General features: G+C 32.7%; 18 protein-coding genes and 1 tRNA gene. 4 read left to right on the top strand and 15 right to left on the bottom strand.

Going from position 1 to position 22,469, the window contains the following annotated elements:
- Positions 1-162 precede the first annotated feature (162 nt).
- The 3 genes from ACZ451_RS10370 (at position 163) to ACZ451_RS10360 (ending at position 4,707) form a co-directional block, all read left to right on the top strand.
- On the top strand, positions 163-1,164 hold the full coding sequence (locus ACZ451_RS10370) for a hypothetical protein (protein WP_464212105.1): 1,002 nt from the start codon (positions 163-165) through the stop codon (positions 1,162-1,164).
- 619 nt (positions 1,165-1,783) lie between these two features.
- A complete protein-coding gene (locus tag ACZ451_RS10365; RefSeq protein WP_464212103.1) occupies positions 1,784-4,162 on the top strand; it encodes a hypothetical protein in 2,379 nt (792 codons plus the stop codon).
- An 83-nt stretch (positions 4,163-4,245) separates the two neighbouring features.
- On the top strand, positions 4,246-4,707 hold the full coding sequence (locus ACZ451_RS10360; protein WP_464212101.1) for a hypothetical protein: 462 nt from the start codon (positions 4,246-4,248) through the stop codon (positions 4,705-4,707).
- A 279-nt stretch (positions 4,708-4,986) separates the two neighbouring features.
- Here the strand turns inward: ACZ451_RS10360 and ACZ451_RS10355 are convergent.
- From ACZ451_RS10355 to mraZ, 15 genes are all read right to left on the bottom strand, one after another.
- Positions 4,987-5,060, bottom strand: a tRNA-Arg gene (locus ACZ451_RS10355).
- Between the two features lie 125 nt (positions 5,061-5,185).
- Complete coding sequence (locus tag ACZ451_RS10350) at positions 5,186-5,635, bottom strand: GatB/YqeY domain-containing protein (protein WP_464212099.1); 450 nt, start codon at positions 5,633-5,635, stop codon at positions 5,186-5,188.
- Positions 5,636-5,736: 101 nt separating this feature from the next.
- Positions 5,737-7,671, bottom strand: a complete 1,935-nt coding sequence (ftsZ, locus tag ACZ451_RS10345; protein WP_464212097.1) for a cell division protein FtsZ — start codon at positions 7,669-7,671, stop codon at positions 5,737-5,739.
- 39 nt (positions 7,672-7,710) lie between these two features.
- Positions 7,711-9,042 (bottom strand): cell division protein FtsA, encoded by a 1,332-nt coding sequence (ftsA, locus tag ACZ451_RS10340; protein WP_464212095.1) that lies wholly within the window; start codon positions 9,040-9,042, stop codon positions 7,711-7,713.
- A gap of 3 nt (positions 9,043-9,045) precedes the next feature.
- Positions 9,046-9,768: a cell division protein FtsQ/DivIB gene (locus ACZ451_RS10335; RefSeq protein WP_464212093.1), complete on the bottom strand. Its 723-nt coding sequence runs from the start codon at positions 9,766-9,768 to the stop codon at positions 9,046-9,048.
- Positions 9,758-11,110, bottom strand: coding sequence for a UDP-N-acetylmuramate--L-alanine ligase (murC, locus tag ACZ451_RS10330; protein ID WP_464212091.1), 1,353 nt, complete (start codon positions 11,108-11,110; stop codon positions 9,758-9,760). The genes ACZ451_RS10335 and murC overlap by 11 nt, the downstream gene beginning before the upstream one ends.
- Positions 11,111-11,136: 26 nt before the next feature.
- Complete coding sequence (gene murG / locus ACZ451_RS10325; protein ID WP_464212089.1) at positions 11,137-12,234, bottom strand: undecaprenyldiphospho-muramoylpentapeptide beta-N-acetylglucosaminyltransferase; 1,098 nt, start codon at positions 12,232-12,234, stop codon at positions 11,137-11,139.
- Positions 12,221-13,423: an FtsW/RodA/SpoVE family cell cycle protein gene (locus ACZ451_RS10320; RefSeq protein ID WP_464212087.1), complete on the bottom strand. Its 1,203-nt coding sequence runs from the start codon at positions 13,421-13,423 to the stop codon at positions 12,221-12,223. Before ACZ451_RS10320 ends, murG begins: the two co-directional genes overlap by 14 nt.
- A 3-nt stretch (positions 13,424-13,426) precedes the next feature.
- Positions 13,427-14,818, bottom strand: a complete 1,392-nt coding sequence (gene murD, locus ACZ451_RS10315; RefSeq protein ID WP_464212085.1) for a UDP-N-acetylmuramoyl-L-alanine--D-glutamate ligase — start codon at positions 14,816-14,818, stop codon at positions 13,427-13,429.
- 43 nt (positions 14,819-14,861) lie between these two features.
- The gene (mraY, locus tag ACZ451_RS10310) at positions 14,862-16,082 is read right to left on the bottom strand and encodes a phospho-N-acetylmuramoyl-pentapeptide-transferase (protein ID WP_464212083.1); all 1,221 of its coding nucleotides are present in this window, start codon (positions 16,080-16,082) and stop codon (positions 14,862-14,864) included.
- Positions 16,083-16,111: 29 nt separating this feature from the next.
- A complete protein-coding gene (locus tag ACZ451_RS10305; protein WP_464212081.1) occupies positions 16,112-17,575 on the bottom strand; it encodes a UDP-N-acetylmuramoyl-L-alanyl-D-glutamate--2,6-diaminopimelate ligase in 1,464 nt (487 codons plus the stop codon).
- Positions 17,572-19,578, bottom strand: a complete 2,007-nt coding sequence (locus ACZ451_RS10300) for a penicillin-binding protein (RefSeq protein WP_464212079.1) — start codon at positions 19,576-19,578, stop codon at positions 17,572-17,574. Before ACZ451_RS10300 ends, ACZ451_RS10305 begins: the two co-directional genes overlap by 4 nt.
- A gap of 2 nt (positions 19,579-19,580) precedes the next feature.
- Positions 19,581-19,898 carry an FtsL-like putative cell division protein gene (locus tag ACZ451_RS10295; RefSeq protein ID WP_464212077.1) on the bottom strand — a complete coding sequence of 106 codons (318 nt, stop codon included), beginning with the start codon at positions 19,896-19,898 and terminating at the stop codon, positions 19,581-19,583.
- Between the two features lie 160 nt (positions 19,899-20,058).
- Positions 20,059-20,967 (bottom strand): 16S rRNA (cytosine(1402)-N(4))-methyltransferase RsmH, encoded by a 909-nt coding sequence (rsmH, locus tag ACZ451_RS10290; protein WP_464212075.1) that lies wholly within the window; start codon positions 20,965-20,967, stop codon positions 20,059-20,061.
- Positions 20,954-21,418 (bottom strand): division/cell wall cluster transcriptional repressor MraZ, encoded by a 465-nt coding sequence (gene mraZ, locus ACZ451_RS10285; RefSeq protein WP_464212073.1) that lies wholly within the window; start codon positions 21,416-21,418, stop codon positions 20,954-20,956. Before mraZ ends, rsmH begins: the two co-directional genes overlap by 14 nt.
- A 264-nt stretch (positions 21,419-21,682) precedes the next feature.
- Here mraZ and ACZ451_RS10280 point away from each other — a divergent pair, with 264 nt between their 5' ends.
- On the top strand, positions 21,683-22,447 hold the full coding sequence (locus ACZ451_RS10280; RefSeq protein ID WP_464212071.1) for an alpha/beta fold hydrolase: 765 nt from the start codon (positions 21,683-21,685) through the stop codon (positions 22,445-22,447).
- The last annotated feature ends 22 nt before the right edge of the window (positions 22,448-22,469 follow it).

Raw genomic sequence — 22,469 nt, 5'->3', positions numbered from 1 at the left:
AAAAGTTTACATATTTATAGTTAACCCTAAAACTGCTTATAAAATTCAAAAACTTTTCCCAGATTCAATAGATATCATTACTAATCAAAATAGACTTGAATTTCTTTTAAAACAAATTGAGGACGATAAAGTATTTAGTAAAATATTTAGTCTTACAGATTTATGAATTATAAATTAATCAAAAAAATAGAAAACGTTATCTATTTTAAGAAAATAGATAAATATTTATTTATAATTAAGAAAGGAGATGATACATTTCATGTTTATAATTTTAAAGGATTTGACTTAATAAATAAATTAGGTTATAGAAAAGGAAGTGGAATATATAACTTTGATAATCATATTTTTGATGACACTTTTTATGGTGTAAATCTGAATCTAGAGGAAGAGAAAATATTTGGAAAACAAAAATATTACTATAGTATTCATAATGAGAGTTATTTGGTTATAAGGGAATTTGTAGAAGAATTTAAAGTAGAAAAATATTTGGTAAATAAATCTTCTCTAAAAATTATAGGAAAATTAATTATTAAAGAAGTAATACTTTTTCTAGATAATGAAGTGATGATTTGCCAAAGTTTAGATTCAATCCTTTGCTATCAATTTTTACCAAACCAATATTTGATCTGGCAAGTTGATATTAGTGAATATGGTATGCGAGAAGGTTGGAATGGTATGGAAAAAGGTAAGGTTAATAACGTGTATCTAGATGAAACTACTATTTATGTTTTAACAGACTCTAGCATTGTTGCTTTATCAATAGCAGATGGCACAGTTGTATGGCATACGCAACTCGAGACATCTCAAAGATTTGGCATTCTAGAACAAGGTTATTTATATACTACATCTAATGCATATATCAATAAAGTAGATACAAAAACAGGAGCTATTCTTTATCAAATAGAATCAAAACCCATATGCGTGAAAGGAGAAGAACAAGAAATGCCTTTATCAGAATTTGTATGGCATAATAATTTTATTTGGTGTATTATGGATACATCACCGAACGCATTATTAAAAATTAATCCAGGGGATGGTAGTTATAACGAAATTATACCTTTAGATCGTTTTGGAATAACAAGAGATTGCCATGCTCCTAAGTTTTATGGAGATAATATTTTTTTATTAGATTTAGATAATACGTTACATATCATACAAAAGTAACTACTCTTCCCCAGCTAGCGCTCGTTGAATTTCATTAAGTTAAGAATTTTTCATATTGCTCTTTCTTTTTAGTTATTTTAGGTTTTATTCGAGAGTCTATATTTAAATGATTTCTGTTCAAATTTTCTACCTGGTTTAATCGGTACTAAATGTAATTTAAATAAGGCCTTGACTTCCTCCTGTCTCATCCTAAAAATGTTTACATATTTATAGCAAATCTTAAAAGAACGTTTCTACACAAAAAACAGTTAGAGCTCTATTCCGTTAAAAATATAAAACTATACTTACAAAAACATAGCGAATTGGTAAAAAAAATAGTACAAAAAAAGTATAGATTTTATACGATTCCTTTAATAATAACGTTCTTACTAGTAACCCAACCTAAAGAAACCAATACAATTAAAAAGCTATGAAAAAGTATTTTTTAATCTCCCAAACATTTTTAGTAGAAAGTAAGGTAAAAACGCAAAGAAAAAAATACAACTAGGCGCTTTTATACCTACTAAAAGTACAGAACCTCTTGGCAAGCCCACGAGGCATTAAAAGGAAAAATTCACATTGATTTCGACCTAAGTGTCGGAGCATTTTAAATCTCGATTACCGAGTCAATCCCATTTTTTTGAAAAGCCTACTTAAATACTTTCTCCTATTTCTTCCTGTTTTTATTTTTGCGCAGAACATAGATATAGAAACTTTCGGAAAATCTTCTCCTTTTAAAATAAGTGGAAGTATTTCTGCTAGTAGTATCTATTATACAAGTAACCAAAGAAACAACAGAGAGCCTCTCACCTATTTTGCTCAGGGGAATTTAAATTTTAGCTATTATAATTTTTCAATCCCAGTAAGCTATAGCTATTCTAACCAAGGCAAACAGTTAGGGTACCAGCTCCCTTTTAATTTTAACCGCTTAAGTTTACATCCTAAATACAAGTGGATCACAGCACATATTGGTGATGTAAACATGACTTTTTCGCCCTACACCTTAAGTGGACATCAATTTACAGGTGGAGGGGTAGATCTAACACCCAAAAAAGGATTTACCTTTAGTGCTATGTACGGAAGGCTTTTAAAAGCTACCGAGCCACAAGAAGACGAACGTGCTGTAGCAAGTTACAACAGAACAGGTTACGGATTTAAAGCAAAATACGAACAAAGCAAATACAGTATAGGTGTTTCTACTTTTTATGCTGCAGACAAAGAAAATTCTATTACGATTAACCCAGACGAAGAAGGACTTTTACCTAAAGAGAATTTAGTTTTAGGCTTTGAAGGAAGTGTAAACCTATCTAAAAACTTAGAGCTAAGAACAGAATATGCCACAACGGCTATTACACAAGATACAAGAGCACAAGAAACTAACGAAGGGAAACGGGGATTACTAGGTGGTATTTTTAATAATAAAACATCTACAGAGTATTACAACGCCTATAAATTTGGTTTAAAATATGCTTTTTACCAAGCAACATTAGGTGTAGATTATGAACGCGTAGATCCAGGTTATGAAACTTTAGGGGCATATTTTTTTAATAATGATTTTGAGAATATTACCCTTAATATGGCAAGGCCATTTTTTAATAATAAAGTAAATTTAAGTTTTAATGTTGGCTATCAAAGAGACGATTTAGACGACCAAAAAGCAAACCCCACCAGTAGGTTTGTGGGTGCTGTTAATGCCACATATACCCCATCGGAACGTTTAAATGTAGCAGGTTCCTACTCTAATTTTAGCACGTTTACCAATGTAAGAACCAATCAGTTTGATGATATTAATGATGATAATCTTTTAGATAATGTTACAGATACCCTAAACTATAGGCAAATATCTCAAAACGCAAATCTGAACATTAATTACATTCTATCTAGCACAAAACGGAAAAAAGAAAATATAAATTTAAATTATAATGTTAGTGATATTGCTAATGAGCAAGGAGGTATTGTTAGAATTGGAGATGCCTCTGTATTTCATAATGTAGCCTTATCCTATACTATTGGCTTCCCAGAACAGAACCTAAATATTACCCCTGCAATGAATGGTACCCAAAATACAATTGGTCGTGAAGATGCAATTACTTGGGGCCCTACACTCAGCGTAAAAAAAGGTTTTTATGACAATAAATTATCTTCCATTTTATCCTCATCCTATAACCAGACCACTAATGTGGGGGGGACAACAAATATTACCAATCTTAGAGCAAGTCTTGCTTATGTGTTATTACAAAAACATAATTTTAGTCTTAATGCAGTGCAACTTTTTAGAAGTACCCCAACTGTAATAGGATTAAAAGAATTTACGGCTACAGTTTCGTATAATTATTCTTTTGATGTTAAAAAACCAAAAATTAAGTGGAATAAAAAAGATCGGAAACCGAGAACAAAAGATAGCATCATTACATTAAATTATAAAAAATACAGGTATGAAAATTATGCTATTTATATTGCAGATACCATATTAAGAATGTCAACCTCACCAACATTTGGGAAATTACCAGATGATAAAAAGCTAGAATTAAAAGTGCTAGAGGAGAAGTTGCAAAAATCTATTCCTAAAAAAGAAAATGTTTTTAAAGAAAATGCTATTAGCTATTTAAAAGCATTGGATGATTTTCAGTTATTTCAAGAAAAATATAATGCTTTTATTTTAAGAGCGCATTTTAAACTAATACGAGATGCCCAAAATATAGACGCTAAATTAGAAAGAGAATTTTTCCGTTTAAATGCAGAAAATAATGATCCTAAAATTGAAAAAACAGCTAAATTTAAAGAAAAGTTAAAAGCGATTAATGAAAGGTTTGAGAACCATAGAAAAGTATTAGAAGGCTTAAAAACGTGGAATATAAAAGAAAATTTAAAAAATAAATCTTTCAATACTTTTAAAGACAAATACCTTAATAAGGTGTATATAATGTATAAAAATGATACAGAACATCCAGAAATAGTAGATTTTATAGAATACTATTTAGCGGACTTATACCATAACCAAGTGAAGTATAAGAATTAAAATAATTTTAGGGCCTAGGTACTTACTTTAGTAACCTAACTAAGCACTACACAAGAGAAACTATTTTATAAAATTTGAAATCCATGTTATTACGAGTTATCATCTTTATCCTTATTTTCTTTACGTTTAGTAAAACAACAGAGGCTCAAAACCAAGAAGCTAGGCTTACTAAAAGTTTTTTAATTATAGCAACTACCAAAAACTATAATACAGCCCTAAAAGAAGCTAAGGCTGCAAGTAAGAATCTTGGGATTACATTGAATCTTAGAAATATGCATCAAGATAAAAATGAAGGGCTTACTACAAATGAAGTTTGCAGTTGTGGAGAAAAACATGGATATTTTCCCAGAGGAAGGTTCGATGACGGAAAATACATAAGTATTGAATATTCTAACTTTTTTGAAACATTTAGACCAGGCTATTATATGCTTATCGCTGCTAGTGGCTTTAGAGAGGAGTTGCATAAACTGTTGCCCCTAATACAACAAGAATACGCAACTGCTTATATCAAAGATGCAAAAGTATATATGGGATGTATGCATTAAATGGATATGTACTTTTAGGAATAATACGCAAAAAAACACATGAGTTTAGTAGGTGGCATACTTTTTATTTTAGGATGAACTGTACTTATCTTACAAAGCTCCGCTTTTGAAAATAGAAAAGGCTGGAAAAATAAATTTCAAAACACGCAACATCCTTCTTAATCATCATTCACCAAAGGATTAGCTACGCTGATCCCACAAAGCTCCGCTTTGAAAATAATTCAAACAAAAAAACGCTCAAGCTAGCTTGGCGTTTTTTCATATTGAACTATTTATTCGTGACCGCGAAGGGATTCGAACCCCCAACCCTCAGAGCCGAAATCTGATGCGCTATCCAGTTGCGCCACGCAGCCATTATTTCAGTAATCAGTAATCAGTAATCAGTAATCAGTAATCAGTAATCAGTAATCAGTAATCAGTAATCAGTAATCAAAATTATTTTTTTTAACCTAAGTTCAACCCTTTTTATAAAGTACTTTTAAACTAATTTACTTTTCACAATAGTAGAGATGGTTTTTCCATCGGCTTGCCCTGCTAATTCTTTTGAAACAATCCCCATTACTTTCCCCATATCTTTCATACCAGATGCTCCAGTAGCTGCTATGGTTTGTACAACTACTTTTTCAATTTCTTCCTCAGTAAGTTGTTCTGGTAAAAACTTATTTAAAATTGCAATCTGCGCTAACTCAGGATTGGCTAAATCTTGCCTACCTTGTTCTATAAAAATGGCAGCACTATCTTTTCTTTGTTTTACTAATTTTGTAACCAACTGTATTTCTTGTGCTTCCGATAATTCTTCTTTAGCGCCCGTTTCTGTTTGAGCCTTTAGCAATTCAGACTTAATGGCTCTAAGAGACTCTAAAGCAACTTTATCTTTTGCTTTCATTGCCATTTTCATCTCATCCATTACTTGTTTCTGTAAACTCATCTTTTCTATTTTTACGAAAACGAAGATAAAAAATAAACCCGAAAACCATATGCATTTTCGGGTTTAAACTATTTTAAATTATAGCATTAAAAACGGGAACCTTAATCTACATTATCATGTAAAAAAGAATTGTTTGAACGCAATTGTATTTCATCATTACTATCTTCACTTAAAGAAGTTCTAGAAATTTTAGTTTCTTTATTTGCCTCTTTTAAATCTACACCCTGACGTTTATAGGCTGGCTCCTTTTCAATATCATCTATTCTGTTAGCGTTATTGTTTTGAAACTTGTAGTTAAAATCTTTTAATTTTCTTCTACGTGCTTCAGCTCTATCTTTTAAAAGCGATTGAATTGGCATGTCCATAGGATCTATATTTTCGCTAGGAGCTTCACTTGCTTCTTGCTTTTCTATGGTTTTCTTTTCTAAAGCTAATTCTTCTTCTACTTTAATTTCTGGTTCTTCAGCTTTAGCATTAGCACCCGTTAAAGTGCTCTCCAAATCCATATAATCGTCTAAACTATATCTTGTCTCGCCTTCTTCATTTAATTCTAATGTAGGAACTACTTCTACCGGTTCGTTTACTTCTATATTATTTACCTCTTCATCTAAAGAAAACAGCACTACATTCTCTTTTTCTTCTTCTTCTTTTGTTAAAGGCATATCAAAACCAAAAGAAAACTGATCTTCCGAAACATTAGGTGTAACTACCTCTGGATCTACTACTTCTATAGCATTGATAGTTGGCGTAGTATCTATAATTACAAAATCTTCACTTACTTGGTCTGCTAATACTTCCTCATAGAAAACATTAAAATTTTTGATATAATTAGACGTAGGAATCAAATCCATTTCTGGAATAGTATCTTCTTCTAATACATGCTTAATCACTTTAGGAGTCTCTGCTTGAGGTTTTTCTATAATTTGTTCTTCTTCCTCTTCTAGAGTGTATACAATATTGCCAGAACCCATTAAATTTTGCTCTGCTTTTTGCTCGTCTTCTAAGGTATGAATGATTTTTTTAGATTCTGTATTTACAATATCATCTTGCTGGTCTACATTAAAACCTGTAGCTATCACCGTTACTGCTATAGCTTCACCTAAAGCATCGTCTTCTCCAACACCCATAATAATATTAGCGCTATGCCCGGCTTCTGCTTGGATATGATCATTAATTTCACCAATCTCATCAATAGTAATTTCTAAAGAACCAGAAACAATAAGTAGCAATACATTTTTGGCACCAGAAATTTTATTATCGTTTAATAATGGAGAATCTAATGCTTTTGTGATTGCCTCATTTGCTCTTGTAGAACCAGATGCCATAGAAGAGCCCATAATAGCAGTACCACTATTAGAAAGAACCGTTTTAGCATCACGTAAATCTATATTTTGTGTATAGTGATGTGTTATTACCTCTGCGATACCTCTTGCTGCAGTAGCTAATACTTCGTCTGCTTTAGAAAAACCAGCTTTAAAGCCTAAATTGCCATATACTTCTCTTAATTTATTATTATTGATAACAATTAAAGAATCTACATTGGCGCGTAACTTTTCGATACCCTGCTGAGCTTGCTGAGTCCTCATTTTACCTTCAAACTGAAAGGGAATTGTTACAATACCAACAGTAAGGATATCCAGTTCCTTAGCTTGTTTAGCAATCATTGGAGCAGCACCAGTACCTGTTCCCCCCCCCATACCAGCAGTTATAAAAACCATTTTAGTATTGGTGCCTAACATATTTTTTATTTCTTCCATGCTCTCAATAGCAGATTGCTCCCCAACTTCTGGGTTGGCACCTGCACCAAGGCCTTCTGTTAAACAAACCCCTAATTGAATTTTGTTTGGAACAGCACTATTTTCTAAGGCCTGAGAATCGGTGTTGCAAATAATAAAATCTACTCCATTAATTCCGGCTTGGAACATGTGATTAATGGCATTACTACCACCGCCACCTACACCAATGACTTTTATAACATTACTCTGATTTTTTGGTAAATCAAAAGAAATATTTCCTATTTCCGTATTATTGCTCATACTTTATGTATTACTGGTTTACTGTGTTTTTATATTTTTTTATTCTGCATTATCTAAAAAGTCCTTTAGCTTATCAGACCATTTATCAAATATAGATTTACGTACTTTTTGAGGCTTAGAAGCTATAGTTCTTCCATTAGCTTCGTCTAAAGCCATTTCTGGAGCACCAACTTCTTCTAATTCTAATTCTTCTTCTTTTTTATTTTTAGCATTTGTTTCTATTGCATTCATTAATAAACCAACAGCTGTAGCATATAATGGACTTGCAACTTCTTCGTCTGAATCTCCTGCTAAATGTTCATTTGGATATCCTATTCTGGTATCCATACCTGTGATATACTCTACCAATTGCTTTAAATGCTTTAATTGGCTACCACCACCAGTAAGCACTATTCCTGCAATTAGCTTTTTCTTCTGATCATCATGACCATAATTTTTGATCTCTACATACACTTGCTCTACTATTTCTACAACTCTTGCATGTATAATTTTAGATAGGTTTTTTAAAGTGATTTCCTTTGGCTCTCTTCCTCGTAAACCGGGTATAGAAACAATTTCATTGTCTTTATTTTCTCCTGGCCATGCCGATCCAAATTTTATTTTTAAAAGCTCGGCTTGTTTTTCTATAATAGAACAGCCTTCTTTAATATCTTCTGTGATTACGTTTCCTCCAAAAGGAATTACTGCGGTATGACGAATAATACCGTCTTTAAAAATGGCTAAATCTGTAGTTCCACCACCAATATCTACCAATGCAACACCAGCTTCTTTTTCTTCTTGACTTAATACTGCATTTGCTGATGCCAAAGGCTCTAAAGTGATGCTCCCTAAATCTAAACCTGCACTTTTAATGCAGCGTCCTATATTTTTTATGGAAGATACTTGCCCTACTACTACATGGAAATTAGCTTCTAAACGTCCGCCATACATGCCTATAGGCTCTTTTACTTCTCCTTGCCCGTCTACCTTGTATTCTTGTGGCAATACATGAATAATTTCTTCACCGGGTAACATAATAAGTTTGTATACCTGATTGCAAAGTCTATCCAAGTCATCTCCATCAATAACTTCTTCAGAATCTGCCCTTGTAATATAATCACTGTGTTGTAAGCTACGGATGTGTTGCCCTGCAATACCAACCACAACAGAACCAATTCTAATTCCTGAGTTTGTTTCTGCCTGCTCTACAGCTTGTTGTATAGATTGTATGGTTTGCGTAATATTATTTACTACGCCTCTATGCACTCCAAGACTTTTTGACTTGCCAATGCCCATTACTTCTATTTTTCCGTACTCGTTTTCTTTTCCTATGATCACTACAATCTTTGTAGTTCCTATATCTAATCCAACTGAATATTTGCCTTGTTCCATAACTTATATTTTAGTGCACACAACCTGATTATTATACTCTAGACTTACTGTGTTATAATTCTTAAATAATTGATCTTTTGTAGCTTTTACATAAAAAGCCTTAAACTTGTTAAACTTCTCCTTTAAGTTTTCAGCTTCCCCTATTTTCAAAACAAAATCGTGCATTCTTAGCTTAAGCTGGTATTTCTTTTCGTTTACAATATGAACACCAATCATATTTTTCTTTAAAAAATCATCACTATTCACATAATTTATAATGGCATACACGTCTTCTAAACTATCATCTGAAATTTTCCCTGTTATAAGAGGAACTCTTGCAGAATGATTTTTAGACAATGGCATGCGTTCTCCTTCATCATCTAGATAAAATGTTGTTCTACGACCTTCAACTCGACCAATTGGATTTTTCTGAGCGACTTGCGCAATCAAATTTCCGTTTACGGTGAGGTAAACTTGAGCATTTTTAACCATTTCATTGGCTTCAACAGCCTTTTCCATAGTACTCAAAGCTAATTTTTCTTTAGGCATGTTTTGAACACCATCAAAACTTTGTATTAACAATTTATTAACCATGGCTGTTGTTAAGTATAAATTGTCCCCATTTTCGAATTTTACTTCTATTCCAGTGATCTTTTTCTGATCGCTCCTCAAATTAGAAAAAGCAAAAAGACCAGTAATTACAGCTATTAACAGCAATAATTTTATACTATTCCAATTAATTTTCATGGTGCAATGCTTTTTTAATTTTTGAAATCTCTAAACCAATATCACCCGCCCCCATCGTCACTAATACTTCAGGATTTTGTTCTTTAATTTCTTTTATTAAGTTTGATTTTTCGATTCTTTTTTTGTTTGTATTAGAAATTTTACTTAGTAACCATTCTGATGTAACTCCTTCTATGGGCTCTTCCCTTGCCGGATAAATATCTAACAACACTACATTTTCAAATTTTGATAAACTTTCTGCAAAATCATCCGCAAAATCTTGAGTTCTAGAAAATAAATGTGGCTGAAAAATTGCTAATGTTTTTTTATTGGCATGCATCTCGGAAACAGCATTAAAAACTGCATTTATTTCTGTTGGGTGATGCGCATAATCGTCTATAAAAACAAAATTTGAATTTTTAATTTGATACGAAAATCGTCGCTCTACCCCTTTAAAACTAGCTAAGGCTTTAACTAAACGTTCTGGTGTTGCATTAGATTCTAACGCCATAGCAAAAGCCACCAACGCATTTAATAAATTATGCCGGCCTGGTTTATTAAACACAACTTTTGTAAAAGTGTATTCTGGCGTTTTTATATCAAAAAAATAAGCGCCATTAATTATCTTTAAATTTTCTATACAATAATCAGCATCATCTTCAATACCATACGTTAACCCTTCCAATGGCAATCCATTGCGAACAAAAAGCTTTCCGTCTTCTTTTATTTTAGCCGAAAAATCTTTAAAAGAAGTATGCAATGCGTTTACCGAACCATAAATATCTAAATGATCAGCATCCATTGAGGTAACACAAGCTACATTTGGAGTTAGGTGTAGAAAAGATCTATCAAACTCATCTGCTTCCACAACCGAATATTCAGTTCCCTTTAATAAAAAGTTACTTTTAAAATCTTCCGATATACCCCCTAAAAAAGCAGTCATAGGCATATTTGCTTCATGGAGCAAGTGTGCTAAAATACAAGAGGTAGTTGTTTTTCCATGCGTTCCTGCTACAGCAAAACAAAACGAATCTTGCGTTACCAAACCTAAAACTTCCGATCTTTTTTTGATGGTAAAACCATTTGCTAAAAAATATTGATACTCGGAATGGCTATGTGGTACAGCTGGTGTATACACAACCAAAGTACTCTCTTTATTTAAATAGGCTTTTGGAACTACCGCTAAATCATCTGTATAATGAATTGAAATTCCAATACCACTTAATTCTTGTGTTAATGGTGTTTCTGTTTTATCATAACCCGAAACATTTTTGCCGATGAACATAAAATAACGTGCTAAAGCAGACATTCCTATGCCTCCGATACCTATAAAATAAACGCTATGTATTTTATTTAAATTCATATTCTTAACACTAAAACTTTTGCGGCTTATTGGTTTATGCCTAATAGTTTTTCAATCTCATCAACAATAGCCTTGGTTGCGTTTGGCATGGCTAATGCTTTTATATTTTCCCCAAGGGTATTTTGTTTTTCTTTTGATAAAAACAAGTCTTTAAAAACTGTTTCAAACTTGGTATCTAAATCTGATTCTTTTACTAGTAATGCCGCTTCTTTTTCTACTAATGCTTGTGCATTTTTAGTTTGATGGTCTTCGGCTACATTTGGAGATGGTATAAATACTACAGGTTTCCCAACAATACTTAATTCAGAAACAGAACCTGCACCTGCTCTAGATAATATCATATCTGCTGCTGTATAGGTATAGTTCATCTTATTTAAAAAATCAAAAACTTTTACCGTTTCTGATTGGTATTTTTTATATTCTTCATAATAGAGTTTACCGCATTGCCATATTAATTGAATGCCTAACTCTGTAAAGAAATCTAATTTTGCTGCGATAAGCTGATTTACTCTTCTGGCACCTAAGCTTCCTCCTAAAATCACTAAAGTTGGTTTGTCATTTTTCAATCCAAAAAAAGGTAAAGCGGTTTCTTTTTCAACAGACATTTTCACCAAATCTCCACGTACTGGGTTTCCTGTTTTTATGATTTTATCTGCTGGAAAAAAAGTTTCCATCCCGTCATAAGCAACACAAATTTTCTTTGCTTGTTTTGCTAATAATTTATTGGTAACCCCTGCATAAGAGTTTTGTTCTTGTAATACACATGGTATTCCTTTCCCTGCGGCTCTCTTTAAAAGTGGTCCACTAGCAAAGCCACCTGTTCCTATAACCACATTCGGTTTAAATTTTCTAATAATACGCCCCGCTTTTAGCAAACTACTCATCAATTTAAAAGGAAACATGAGGTTTTTAAATGTCAGCTTACGTTGTAATCCTGCAATCCACAATCCCTCTATTTCATAGCCTGCATTAGGCACTTTTTCCATCTCCATTCTATCTTTTGCACCTACAAATAAGAACGATGCATTTGGGTGCCGCTCTTTTAACTCATTGGCAATAGCAATTGCTGGGTAAATATGTCCCCCAGTACCTCCTCCTGATAATATAAATTTATAATTGCCCACTTAATATCTCTAAAGGATTTGTTTCGTCTACTGCTATTGTTTTAGGCTCTGGTGTTGCCTCCTTGTTACTTGCACTTAAAATGATACCTATAGCCAAACAGGTCATCCAAGCCGAAGTTCCACCCATACTAATTAAAGGTAGCGTTTGCCCAGTTACAGGAAATAGTTCTACCGCTACACCCATATTTATAAATGCCTGAAAAATAATAGGCAAGCCAACGCCAACAATTAGTAGTTTTCCAAAAATAGTTTTACTCCCATTTGCCGCTACCACTATTCTAAAAAGCAGAAACAAATAAAATAATACTAGTGTGATACCACCTGCTAAACCGTATTCTTCTACGATGATCGCATAAATAAAATCTGATGAACTCTGTGGTAAAAAGTTTTTCTGAATACTTTTCCCTGCTCCCTTACCAATAATACCACCAGTAGCTATAGCAATTTTTGCCTTTTCTATCTGATAATCACCTTCTGAATCTTCCCCATTGAAAAAATTAGTAATTCTACTTTCCCATGTGTTTACTCTATTTGGAAATAAATCTGGAACTGCTTTAGCCGTAAGTACAAATAAGGTTAATACAAGGATTCCACTTGCTACTATCCCAAACAAATACTTTATGGGATATCCACCTAAAAAACATAAGGTTAATATCATAAAAAAGATGATCCCTGCAGTAGAAAAATTAGCTGGTAAAATAAGCATCAATACTAAAAATACTGGGAGCCATAAAGGCAAAATGCTTTCTTTAAATGTAATTACTTTATCTTTTATTTTAGACAAATAACGTGCAACATATACCATTAAAACTACGGCTGCTAGCGTACTTGGTTGAAAACCATAGCGTACAAATGGCAAACGAATCCACCTACTAGCATTAGCGCCTTCTATACTTGTTCCTTGCGCTAAAGCATATGCTAATAAAACAATGACTACTGGCATTGCTATTAGAGATAAGCCCTTAAAAAAATGTGTTGGAATTTTATGTGTTGCATAGATAATTCCGAAGCCTAATATTAAAAATAAAGCGTGTTTAAATAAAAAACTAATGGTAGTTTTTGTACCATCACCCACTACATATACTAGATTACTACTAGCACTGTATACAGGTAAAAAAGATAGTAATGCCAGTAGTGCTACAATAGCCCAAATAGCTTTATCTCCTTTTATGTTTTTATAAAACGCCATTTTCTATAAGTTTTTTACAGCTGCTTTAAATTGGTTTCCTCTATCTTCATAATTATCAAAAAGATCAAAACTTGCACAGGCTGGCGATAATAATACGGTATCACCACGTTCTGCAATTTTGTAGGCTACTTTTATCGTTTCGTTCATAGCATAGGTTTCTACAAATACATCTACTACATTAGCAAAAGCTTCTTTTATTTTAGAATTGTCTTTCCCTAAACAAATAATTGCTTTAACTTTTTCTCTAACCAAAGGCATTAAAGCCATATAATCATTGCCTTTATCTACTCCACCAACAATCCAAACTGTTGGAGATTTCATACTTTCTAAAGCATAATAAGTTGCATTTATATTAGTAGCCTTAGAGTCATTAATATACTGTACATGGTGTATTTTTAATACTTTTTCCAAACGATGTGCTGCTCCTTGGAAATTTATGACACTCTGACGAATGGTTTCTTTTCTTATGTTTACTAATCTAGCAGCTGTAGCGGCCGCCATAGAATTTTTAAGATTATGTTTCCCTTCTAAAGCTAAAGTTGATGCTTTCATTTTAAGTGTATTATTATTCATTATAATTTGTATCTCTTCGTTTTTTATACTTGCTCCTTCTTCTATTGTTTTTTGTAATGAAAAAGGTCTTAATTTGGATTTAACTGGGTGTTTTTCTAACCAATCAGTAATCACCGGATCATCGGCATCATAGATTAAATAATCTTCTGCTGTTTGGTTTTCTGCTATTCTAAATTTAGAGGCGATATAATTATCAAACTCATATCCATACCGATCTAAATGATCTGGTGTGATATTTGTTAAAATTGCGATATGTGGTCTAAAATTCACAATCCCATCTAATTGAAAACTACTAATCTCTAATACGTAATAATCATAGTTTTTTTCGGATACCATTTTAGCATAACTATCACCAATATTACCTGCCATACCTACATGTAAACCATCACTTTGTAAAATATGATTTACAAGCATTGTTGTTGTTGTTTTTCCATTACTACCCGTAATTCCTATAATAGTTGCATTGGTATATTGTGATGCAAATTCTATCTCAGAAATCACTGGAATAGCTTTTTCTTTTAACTCAGCAACTAATGGTACTGTATCTGGTATTCCAGGGCTTTTCATCACTACATCGGCATTTAAAATCTTAGCAGTTGTGTGTTGTTCTTCTTCCCAATCTATTCCAAAATGTATAAGAACGTTTTTATATTTTTCTTTTATTTTTCCTTTATCGGATACAAAAATTTGATATCCTTTTTGTTTCCCTAAAATTGCGGTTCCCACGCCACTTTCGCCTCCTCCTAAAACCACTAAAAATCCTCCCTTTGTCCCTCCAAAAGAGGGAAATTCTTTTTTTATATTTTTATTTTTCTCTTTCATATTCATACCCCCCTTTCCGTTGGGAAAGTTTAGGGATGGGATTTTAACGCACTTTTAAGGTTACAATAGTGATGATTGCTAATAGAATTCCTATAATCCAAAAACGAGTCACTATTTTACTTTCATGGTATCCTTTTTTCTGATAGTGATGATGCAAGGGTGCCATTAAAAAAATACGTTTCCCTTCTCCTGTTTTCTTTTTGGTATATTTAAAATAGCCTACTTGTAACATTACAGAGATAGACTCGGCAAAGAAAATTCCACATAAAACTGGAATCAATAATTCTTTTCTAATAATAATTGCAATTACAGCGATGATACCTCCTATAGTTAAACTACCTGTATCTCCCATAAATACTTGTGCAGGAAAGGCATTATACCACAAGAAACCTATTAAACCTCCTAGAAAAGCACCTACAAAAATCACTAATTCTCCTGCTCGTGGAATAAACATAATATCTAAATAATTAGAGAATATGATATTCCCAGAAACCCATGTAAAAATTCCTAAGGTGAGTACTATAATAGCAGAAGACCCCGCAGCTAAACCATCTATACCATCCGTTAAATTTGCCCCATTGGAAACTGCTGTAACAATAATAATAATGATAGGAATAAATAAGAGCCATGCATATTCTTTAGCACCATCTCCCATCCAAGAAATAAAACTGGTATAGTCTAACTCATTATTCTTAAAAAAAGGAACCGTTGTTCTAGTAGATTTCACTTCTTCTCCAACCTGTTTTTCTACCCTATAATTCTCTGTAATTGTGATTTGGCTATGCTCTTTCATCGTTACTTCTGGATGAAAATATAATGTTGCCCCTACTATTAGCCCTAAACCTACCTGACCTAATATTTTAAAACGACCTTTTAAACCTTCTTTATCTTTTTTAAAGACTTTAATATAATCATCTACAAAACCAATAATACCCATCCAAACCGTAGTTACTAGTAATAAGATTACGTAGATATTATCTAATCTAGCCAATAGCAAAACAGGTATTAAAGTAGCCATGATAATAATTAGACCACCCATGGTTGGAGTACCCGCTTTCTGCTTTTGCCCGTCTAAACCTAGATCTCTAACCGTTTCTCCTATTTGCTTTTTTTGAAGAAAAAGAATAATCTTTTTACCATAAACTGTAGCTATTAATAAAGAAATAAGCATAGCTAGAGCTGCCCTAAACGTAATGAACTTAAAAAGTCCAGCTCCTGGTATTTGATAGTTATTCTCTAAAAATTCAAATAAATAATATAGCATTGTTTATTTCTTGTTTATAATACTTAGAATTATTTTCCTAAATCGCTTAATACTTCTTTAACTATTTTAAAATCATCAAAATTTGTCCTTACTCCATTAGTTTCTTGATAGGTCTCGTGCCCTTTACCCGCTATTAAAATAATATCACTTGGATTGGCTAGCTTACAAGCTGTTTTAATAGCCTGCAATCTATTTTCCATAGTTAAAACTTTACGTGTGTTTTGTGGTTCTACACCAGCTTCCATCTCTTCAATAATTGTTTGCGGCTTCTCAGACCTTGGATTATCAGAAGTAAAAATGGCAGTATTACTTAATTCTGAACTAATATGCCCCATAACCGGGCGCTTAGACTTATCTCTGTCGCCACCACACCCCACAACGGTGATGACGCTCTCATTTCCAGTCCTCAATGTATTAATTGTATGAAGTACATTTTGTAGCGCATCCGGCGTATGGGCATAATCCACAATAGCAGTAATTTTAGCTTTAGATATAAAATATTGAAATCTACCATCTACATTATCCAATTCACTTAACAAGCGTAAAATCTCTAGTTTTTCTAAACCTAGCAATTCTGCAGTGGCAAAAATTGCTAACATATTATAAGCATTAAAATTGCCTATTAATTTAGACCATAGCTCATTATCGTTAATTTTTAATAACTGACCATTTAATTGATTTTCTAATACTTGTGCCCTATAATCTGCATATGATTTTAAAGCGTATGTAATTTTTCTTGCTTTAGTATTTTGAAGCATTATTGCTCCATTCTTATCATCAATATTTGTTAAGGCAAATGCACTTTTAGGCAACTTATCAAAAAGTTGTTTTTTAGTATCTCTGTATGCTGCAAATGTTTTGTGATAGTCTAAATGATCATGTGAAAGATTAGTAAAAATAGCGCCTTCGAACACCAAACCTTCGGCTCTTTTTTGGTGTATTCCATGAGAACTTACTTCCATAAAACAATACTCTACACCCTCATCATTCATTAATTTCATGTGCTTATTTATAGTAAGCGCATCTGGTGTAGTATGGGTAGTTTTATATGTTTTATCATCTACCATAATTTTTATAGTAGAAATTAAACCTACCTTATAACCTGCTTTTTTAAACAGCTGATATAACAGGCTACTTACTGTTGTTTTACCATTGGTACCTGTAATCCCTACCAATCGTAAATTTTTAGATGGGTTATCATAAAAATTTGATGCCATAATTGCCAACGCCTGATTTGCATTTTTAACCTCTACATATGTAATCCCATCGATTACTTTTTCTGGCAGAACTTCACAAACAATTACTTTTGCGCCTAAACTAAGTGCTTTTTCTACATAGTTATGACCATCGGTTAGCGTTCCTCTTATCGCTATAAAAGCATCATCTAGGCGTACTTCTCGCGAATCAAAACAAATACTATTGATCATAGTACTTGTTGAACCACTTACTGCAGTAATATGCACTCCAAATAATATATCTTTTAACTGCTTCATGATAATTGCAACACTATACTTTTTATTCCTTTTAAATTCACTCCTTTAGAAATTGACTGTTTTTTTACTTTTCCATTTCCTTTTACAACCACTTTTAACCCTAGGTTTTCTAAGATTGCTACTGCATCCATACCACTCATTCCTTCTAAGTCTGGCATTTGATTGTATTTTTTTCTAGAAACTGCTAAATCATTTTCATATTGAGCCTCTAACTTTTTATCTACTGCCTCTAGAACTTCTACCTCATCTACTAATGGTGATGTTGCATATATTTTTTGTGCAACAGATTTAAATACCGGTCCAGATACATCTGCACCATAATAGCCCACACTTTTATCTGGCTCATGAATCACCACAATACAGGAATACTTTGGATCATCAGCTGGGAAATAACCAGAAAATGTAGAGATGTACTTTAACTTATTAGGGTCTTTAGATACATAGTCTTTTTGGCAAGTCCCTGTTTTTCCGGCCATAGAAAAATTAGGACTGTATAAACCATGCCCTGTTCCATGCTTTTTCTCTACCACATTTTTTAGTACTTGTTTTACTTTACCTATGGTTTCTTTAGAGCATATTTGTTTATTTAACACCTCTTTATCAAACTTATAAATGGTTTTATCCCATTCTTTCACTTCTTTTAAAAGTCTCGGTTTTACCATTTCACCATTATTAGCTATTGCATTATAAAAAGTAAGTGTTTGCAGTGGCGTCATAGAAACTTCATATCCATGAGACATCCATGCTAGAGAAATCCCGGACCAGCCCTTATCACCAGGATATCGTATTACTGGTGTACCCTCGCCTTTTATTGGCATTCCTAATTCTTTATGCAAACCCATACCCATCAATCGGTTTACATACTTTTCAGGTTGATTCTTATAATTATGATGTATCATTTTTGCAAAAGCAGTATTCGAAGAGATTTCAAAAGCTTTTGCAGCTGTAACTTTTCCGTATCCTCCCCATTTAGAATCTTTTACCACTCTATCATACACTTTAAATCTTCCGTTTTCGGTATCAATAATTGTACTTGTATCAATAACCTTATCTTCTAAGGCTACAACCATAGACATTAGCTTAAATGTAGAACCGGGTTCATGAGATTCGCCTATAGCATAATTTAAACGCTCATAATACTTACCACTTTTTGTTCTTCCTAAATTAGAGATAGCTTTAATTTCTCCTGTTTTAGTTTCCATAACAATAACGCAACCATGATCTGCCTTATATTTTTCTAGCTGTCCTAAAAGTGCATGGTGTGCAATATCTTGTATGTTAATATCTATGGTTGAAATAACATCGTAACCATCTTTAGGCTCTATAATATTATCCATCCCAATAGGTTTCCAACGCCCTTTAGATATTTTCTGCTTTAATCTACTGCCTTTGGTACCGCTTAAATATTCTGAAAATGCACCTTCTAAACCTACACGAGTTACATGCCCTTCAGCATCAAAACGTTCATAACCAACACTACGCTCTGCTATTTTCCCTAATGGATGTTCTCTTACCGTATGCTGCTCTATTACAATTCCGCCTTTGTATGGTCCTTTTTCAAAGAGCGGCATTTTCTTAACTTGTAAGTATTCAGCATAATCTAGGTTACGCGCTATTAATGCGTATCTGCTTTCATTTTTCTTTGCTTTTCGCAATAGCCTTTCATAATGTGATGGCGTTTTCCCTAATAATTCTGCCAATGCTTTTGCCAAAGCATCAATAGAGCTATTAAACAATTCGTTTTTTACCGTTACAGCATCAAAATGGATGTTATACTTAGATACGGATGTTGCTAACAAACTACCATCTGCAGAATATAAATTACCTCTATTAGGCTCTATTGTAAATACTCTTTCGGTTCTATTTTCTGCTATTTCGCGATATTTATCACCATCATTTACTTGTATAGAAACCAGTTTAAAAACAACACCCACAGCAAAGAAGAACAGAAAACCTGCCACCACATATAACCTTGTTAATATTTTCTTCTCTGTAACTGCCACTATTACTTTTTTGCTTTTATTCTTATTTTTTGTGGTGGTGTTTCCGATGGAAATAAACCGTTTTTTTCTACTGTTTTTACTATCGCCGATTCTAATTTTAAACGTTGCACATTAGATCGTGAATCGCCGAACTGATTCTTCAACTCTTTAACTTCTTCATTTAAAGCAGCTATTTTATGCACCTTACCATCTGCACTATGTGAACTTGCAATCATAATTGCAGCTAAAAAAGAAGTGTAGATAATAAATATCCAGTTTTTAGGAGCATCGCCACTCACCAAAAATTTTCCTTTTAAAATATCTAAAATCCCTTTTCTCATTTCTTGTTATTTAAAGCAACACTGAACACATTTTTGGTTTAAAAAAGCCAGAAGACTTGGAAACACTTTATAACAATAGCATTACTTCCAGCTTTTTTAACAACTAACTAATCAAAATTTTTACCTTTATATTAAGAGTAATTTCTCTCACCTTTTTATTCTATTTATTCTTTTTTACTTTTTCAGCAATTCGCAACTTTGCACTTCTAGCCCTGTTATTCATCGCTATTTCTTCTTTAGAAGGAATTATTAAACCTCCAACTTTTTTTAAAGGAACGTTTATGTTTCCATAAAAATCTTTTTCTGGCTCCCCTTCAAATTGTCCAGCTCTTATATACCGCTTTACCAATCTATCTTCTAAAGAATGATAACTTATGACACTTAACCTACCTTCTTCATTTAATAAACCAGGCACCTGCTCCAAAAACTCTTTAATAACAGCTATTTCCTGATTTACTTCTATACGAATAGCCTGGTATATCTGCGCTAATATTTTATGAGCTCTATGTTCTGGCAAAAATTGTTTTAATACTTCTTTTAGCTTTGCCGTGGTTTTAATAGGCGCTTCTTCTCTATTTGCAATGATTGTTGTTGCTATGGCATTTGCATTCCTCAAATCACCATATTGAAACAACACATTTCTTAAATCATCATAAGAATAGCTGTTTACCACATCATAAGCAGAAATTGCATTTCTCTTACTCATTCTCATATCTAAATCTGCATCAAAACGAGTAGAAAAACCTCTTTCTGCCACATCAAATTGATGCGACGAAACACCAAAATCTCCTAATATTCCATCTACTTTTCGTATCCCGTAAAATTTTAAAAACTGTGTAATGAATCTAAAGTTTTCATGAATTAAGGTAAACCTAGCATCATCAATTGTATTTTCTAATGCATCTTCATCTTGATCAAACGCTAACAACTTCCCATTATCACCTAGTCTTTTTAATATTTCTTTTGAATGTCCGCCACCACCAAATGTTACATCCACATAAATACCATCACTTTTAATTGCTAGTCCATCAACAGACTCCATCAACAAAACAGGGTTATGATAACTCATCCTCATCTCCTCCCATTACTTCTTCTGCTAAATCTGCAAAATCTTCTGTGGTATCTTCCAACACCTTTTCATAGCTTTCTTTATCCCAAATCTCAATAATATTTATGGTTGAACTTAAAACCACATCTTTACTAATATTTGCTATTTCAACTAAATTCTTTGGAATCAATAATCTTCCCGTTGCATCTATCTCCACTACCTTTACTCCTGCAGAAAACCTCCTTATAAAATCATTATTCTTTTTCTTAAACCTATTCTTCTTATTCATTTTTTCCATAAGAATATTCCATTCTTTCATTGGATATAATTCTAAACAAGGCTCAAAAACAGATCGCTTTATTACAAAACCATCAGATAATACTGGTTGCATCTGATTCTTAAGGGATACCGGTAATTTCACCCTCCCTTTTACATCTGCTTTACAATCATATGTACCAATAAAATTGATCACTTTTATAGTCTGGTTTTATTATATAACTCAAATATATCAAAATTATTACCACTTTAGACCACAAAATACCACATTGTTAATAAATTTTACTTTTTTGAGCTATTTTTTAGCTTAAAAAACAAGAGGAAGCTTTTTTTCTAGCAGATGAGACCTCAAAGTGACTGAATAACAACCTAGTAGAATTTAGATTAGCCTTAGAATATTACTATACTGAGATTCTATGGAATTGTCTATATTTGCGATGGAGTAAATGAACCTACTTTAATGAAAGAAACACTAAAAACTGAAGGAAAATTTAAATATATTGAGATAGGTGAAGGTTCCCCTATTGTTATATTACATGGGCTTTTAGGCGGACTTAGTAATTTCAGTGGAGTTGTTGATCATTTCCCCAATATAGGGTATAAAGTTTTAATTCCTGAATTGCCTATTTATACCATGCCTTTAATAAAAACGAATGTAAAAAGTTTTGCAAAGTTTTTAGAAGCTTTCCTAAAACATAAAGGCTTAACCGATGTGATCCTTTTAGGAAATTCTCTTGGCGGACATATTGGTTTATTACATACTAAACTATATCCAAAATTAGTAAAAGCATTAGTCATTACCGGAAGTTCTGGTTTATATGAAAGTGCTATGGGAGATGGTTATCCTAAACGTGGAGACTATGAGTTTATTAAGAAAAAAGCACAAGATGTTTTTTACGACCCAAAAGTGGCCACACCAGAAATTGTAGATGAAGTTTTTGCTACTTTAAATGATCGTATAAAATTAGTTAAGACATTAGCTATAGCAAAAAGTGCTATACGCCATAATATGTCTAAAGACCTACCAAAAATGTTAACGCCTACTTGTATTATTTGGGGAAAGAATGATGTGGTTACTCCTCCAAATGTTGCTGATGAATTTCATGAATTATTACCAGATTCTGATTTATTCTGGATTGAAAAATGTGGACATGCACCTATGATGGAGCATCCAGAAGAATTTAATACTATTCTTGAAGCTTGGTTAAAAAAGCGTAAATTTTAAGTTACTACTTGTTTTTTACTCA

This window comes from Allocellulophaga tsushimaensis (assembly GCF_055383085.1).
The sequence above is the reverse complement of the archived record's forward strand: the minus strand, read 5'-3'. Positions and strand labels throughout refer to the sequence as shown.

Coding starts and splice junctions, on each gene's coding strand:
- ftsA (WP_464212095.1), bottom strand. CDS start 9,042: ATGGAACAAGGCAAATATTCAGTTGGATTAGATATAGGAACTACAAAG.
- ACZ451_RS10320 (WP_464212087.1), bottom strand. CDS start 13,423: ATGGCGTTTTATAAAAACATAAAAGGAGATAAAGCTATTTGGGCTATT.
- ftsZ (WP_464212097.1), bottom strand. CDS start 7,671: ATGAGCAATAATACGGAAATAGGAAATATTTCTTTTGATTTACCAAAA.
- ACZ451_RS10280 (WP_464212071.1), top strand. CDS start 21,683: ATGAAAGAAACACTAAAAACTGAAGGAAAATTTAAATATATTGAGATA.
- ACZ451_RS10295 (WP_464212077.1), bottom strand. CDS start 19,898: ATGAGAAAAGGGATTTTAGATATTTTAAAAGGAAAATTTTTGGTGAGT.
- ACZ451_RS10370 (WP_464212105.1), top strand. CDS start 163: ATGAATTATAAATTAATCAAAAAAATAGAAAACGTTATCTATTTTAAG.
- murD (WP_464212085.1), bottom strand. CDS start 14,818: ATGAAAGAGAAAAATAAAAATATAAAAAAAGAATTTCCCTCTTTTGGA.
- ACZ451_RS10335 (WP_464212093.1), bottom strand. CDS start 9,768: ATGAAAATTAATTGGAATAGTATAAAATTATTGCTGTTAATAGCTGTA.
- ACZ451_RS10360 (WP_464212101.1), top strand. CDS start 4,246: ATGTTATTACGAGTTATCATCTTTATCCTTATTTTCTTTACGTTTAGT.
- ACZ451_RS10305 (WP_464212081.1), bottom strand. CDS start 17,575: ATGAAGCAGTTAAAAGATATATTATTTGGAGTGCATATTACTGCAGTA.
- murC (WP_464212091.1), bottom strand. CDS start 11,110: ATGAATTTAAATAAAATACATAGCGTTTATTTTATAGGTATCGGAGGC.
- mraY (WP_464212083.1), bottom strand. CDS start 16,082: ATGCTATATTATTTATTTGAATTTTTAGAGAATAACTATCAAATACCA.
- ACZ451_RS10350 (WP_464212099.1), bottom strand. CDS start 5,635: ATGAGTTTACAGAAACAAGTAATGGATGAGATGAAAATGGCAATGAAA.
- rsmH (WP_464212075.1), bottom strand. CDS start 20,967: ATGAGTTATCATAACCCTGTTTTGTTGATGGAGTCTGTTGATGGACTA.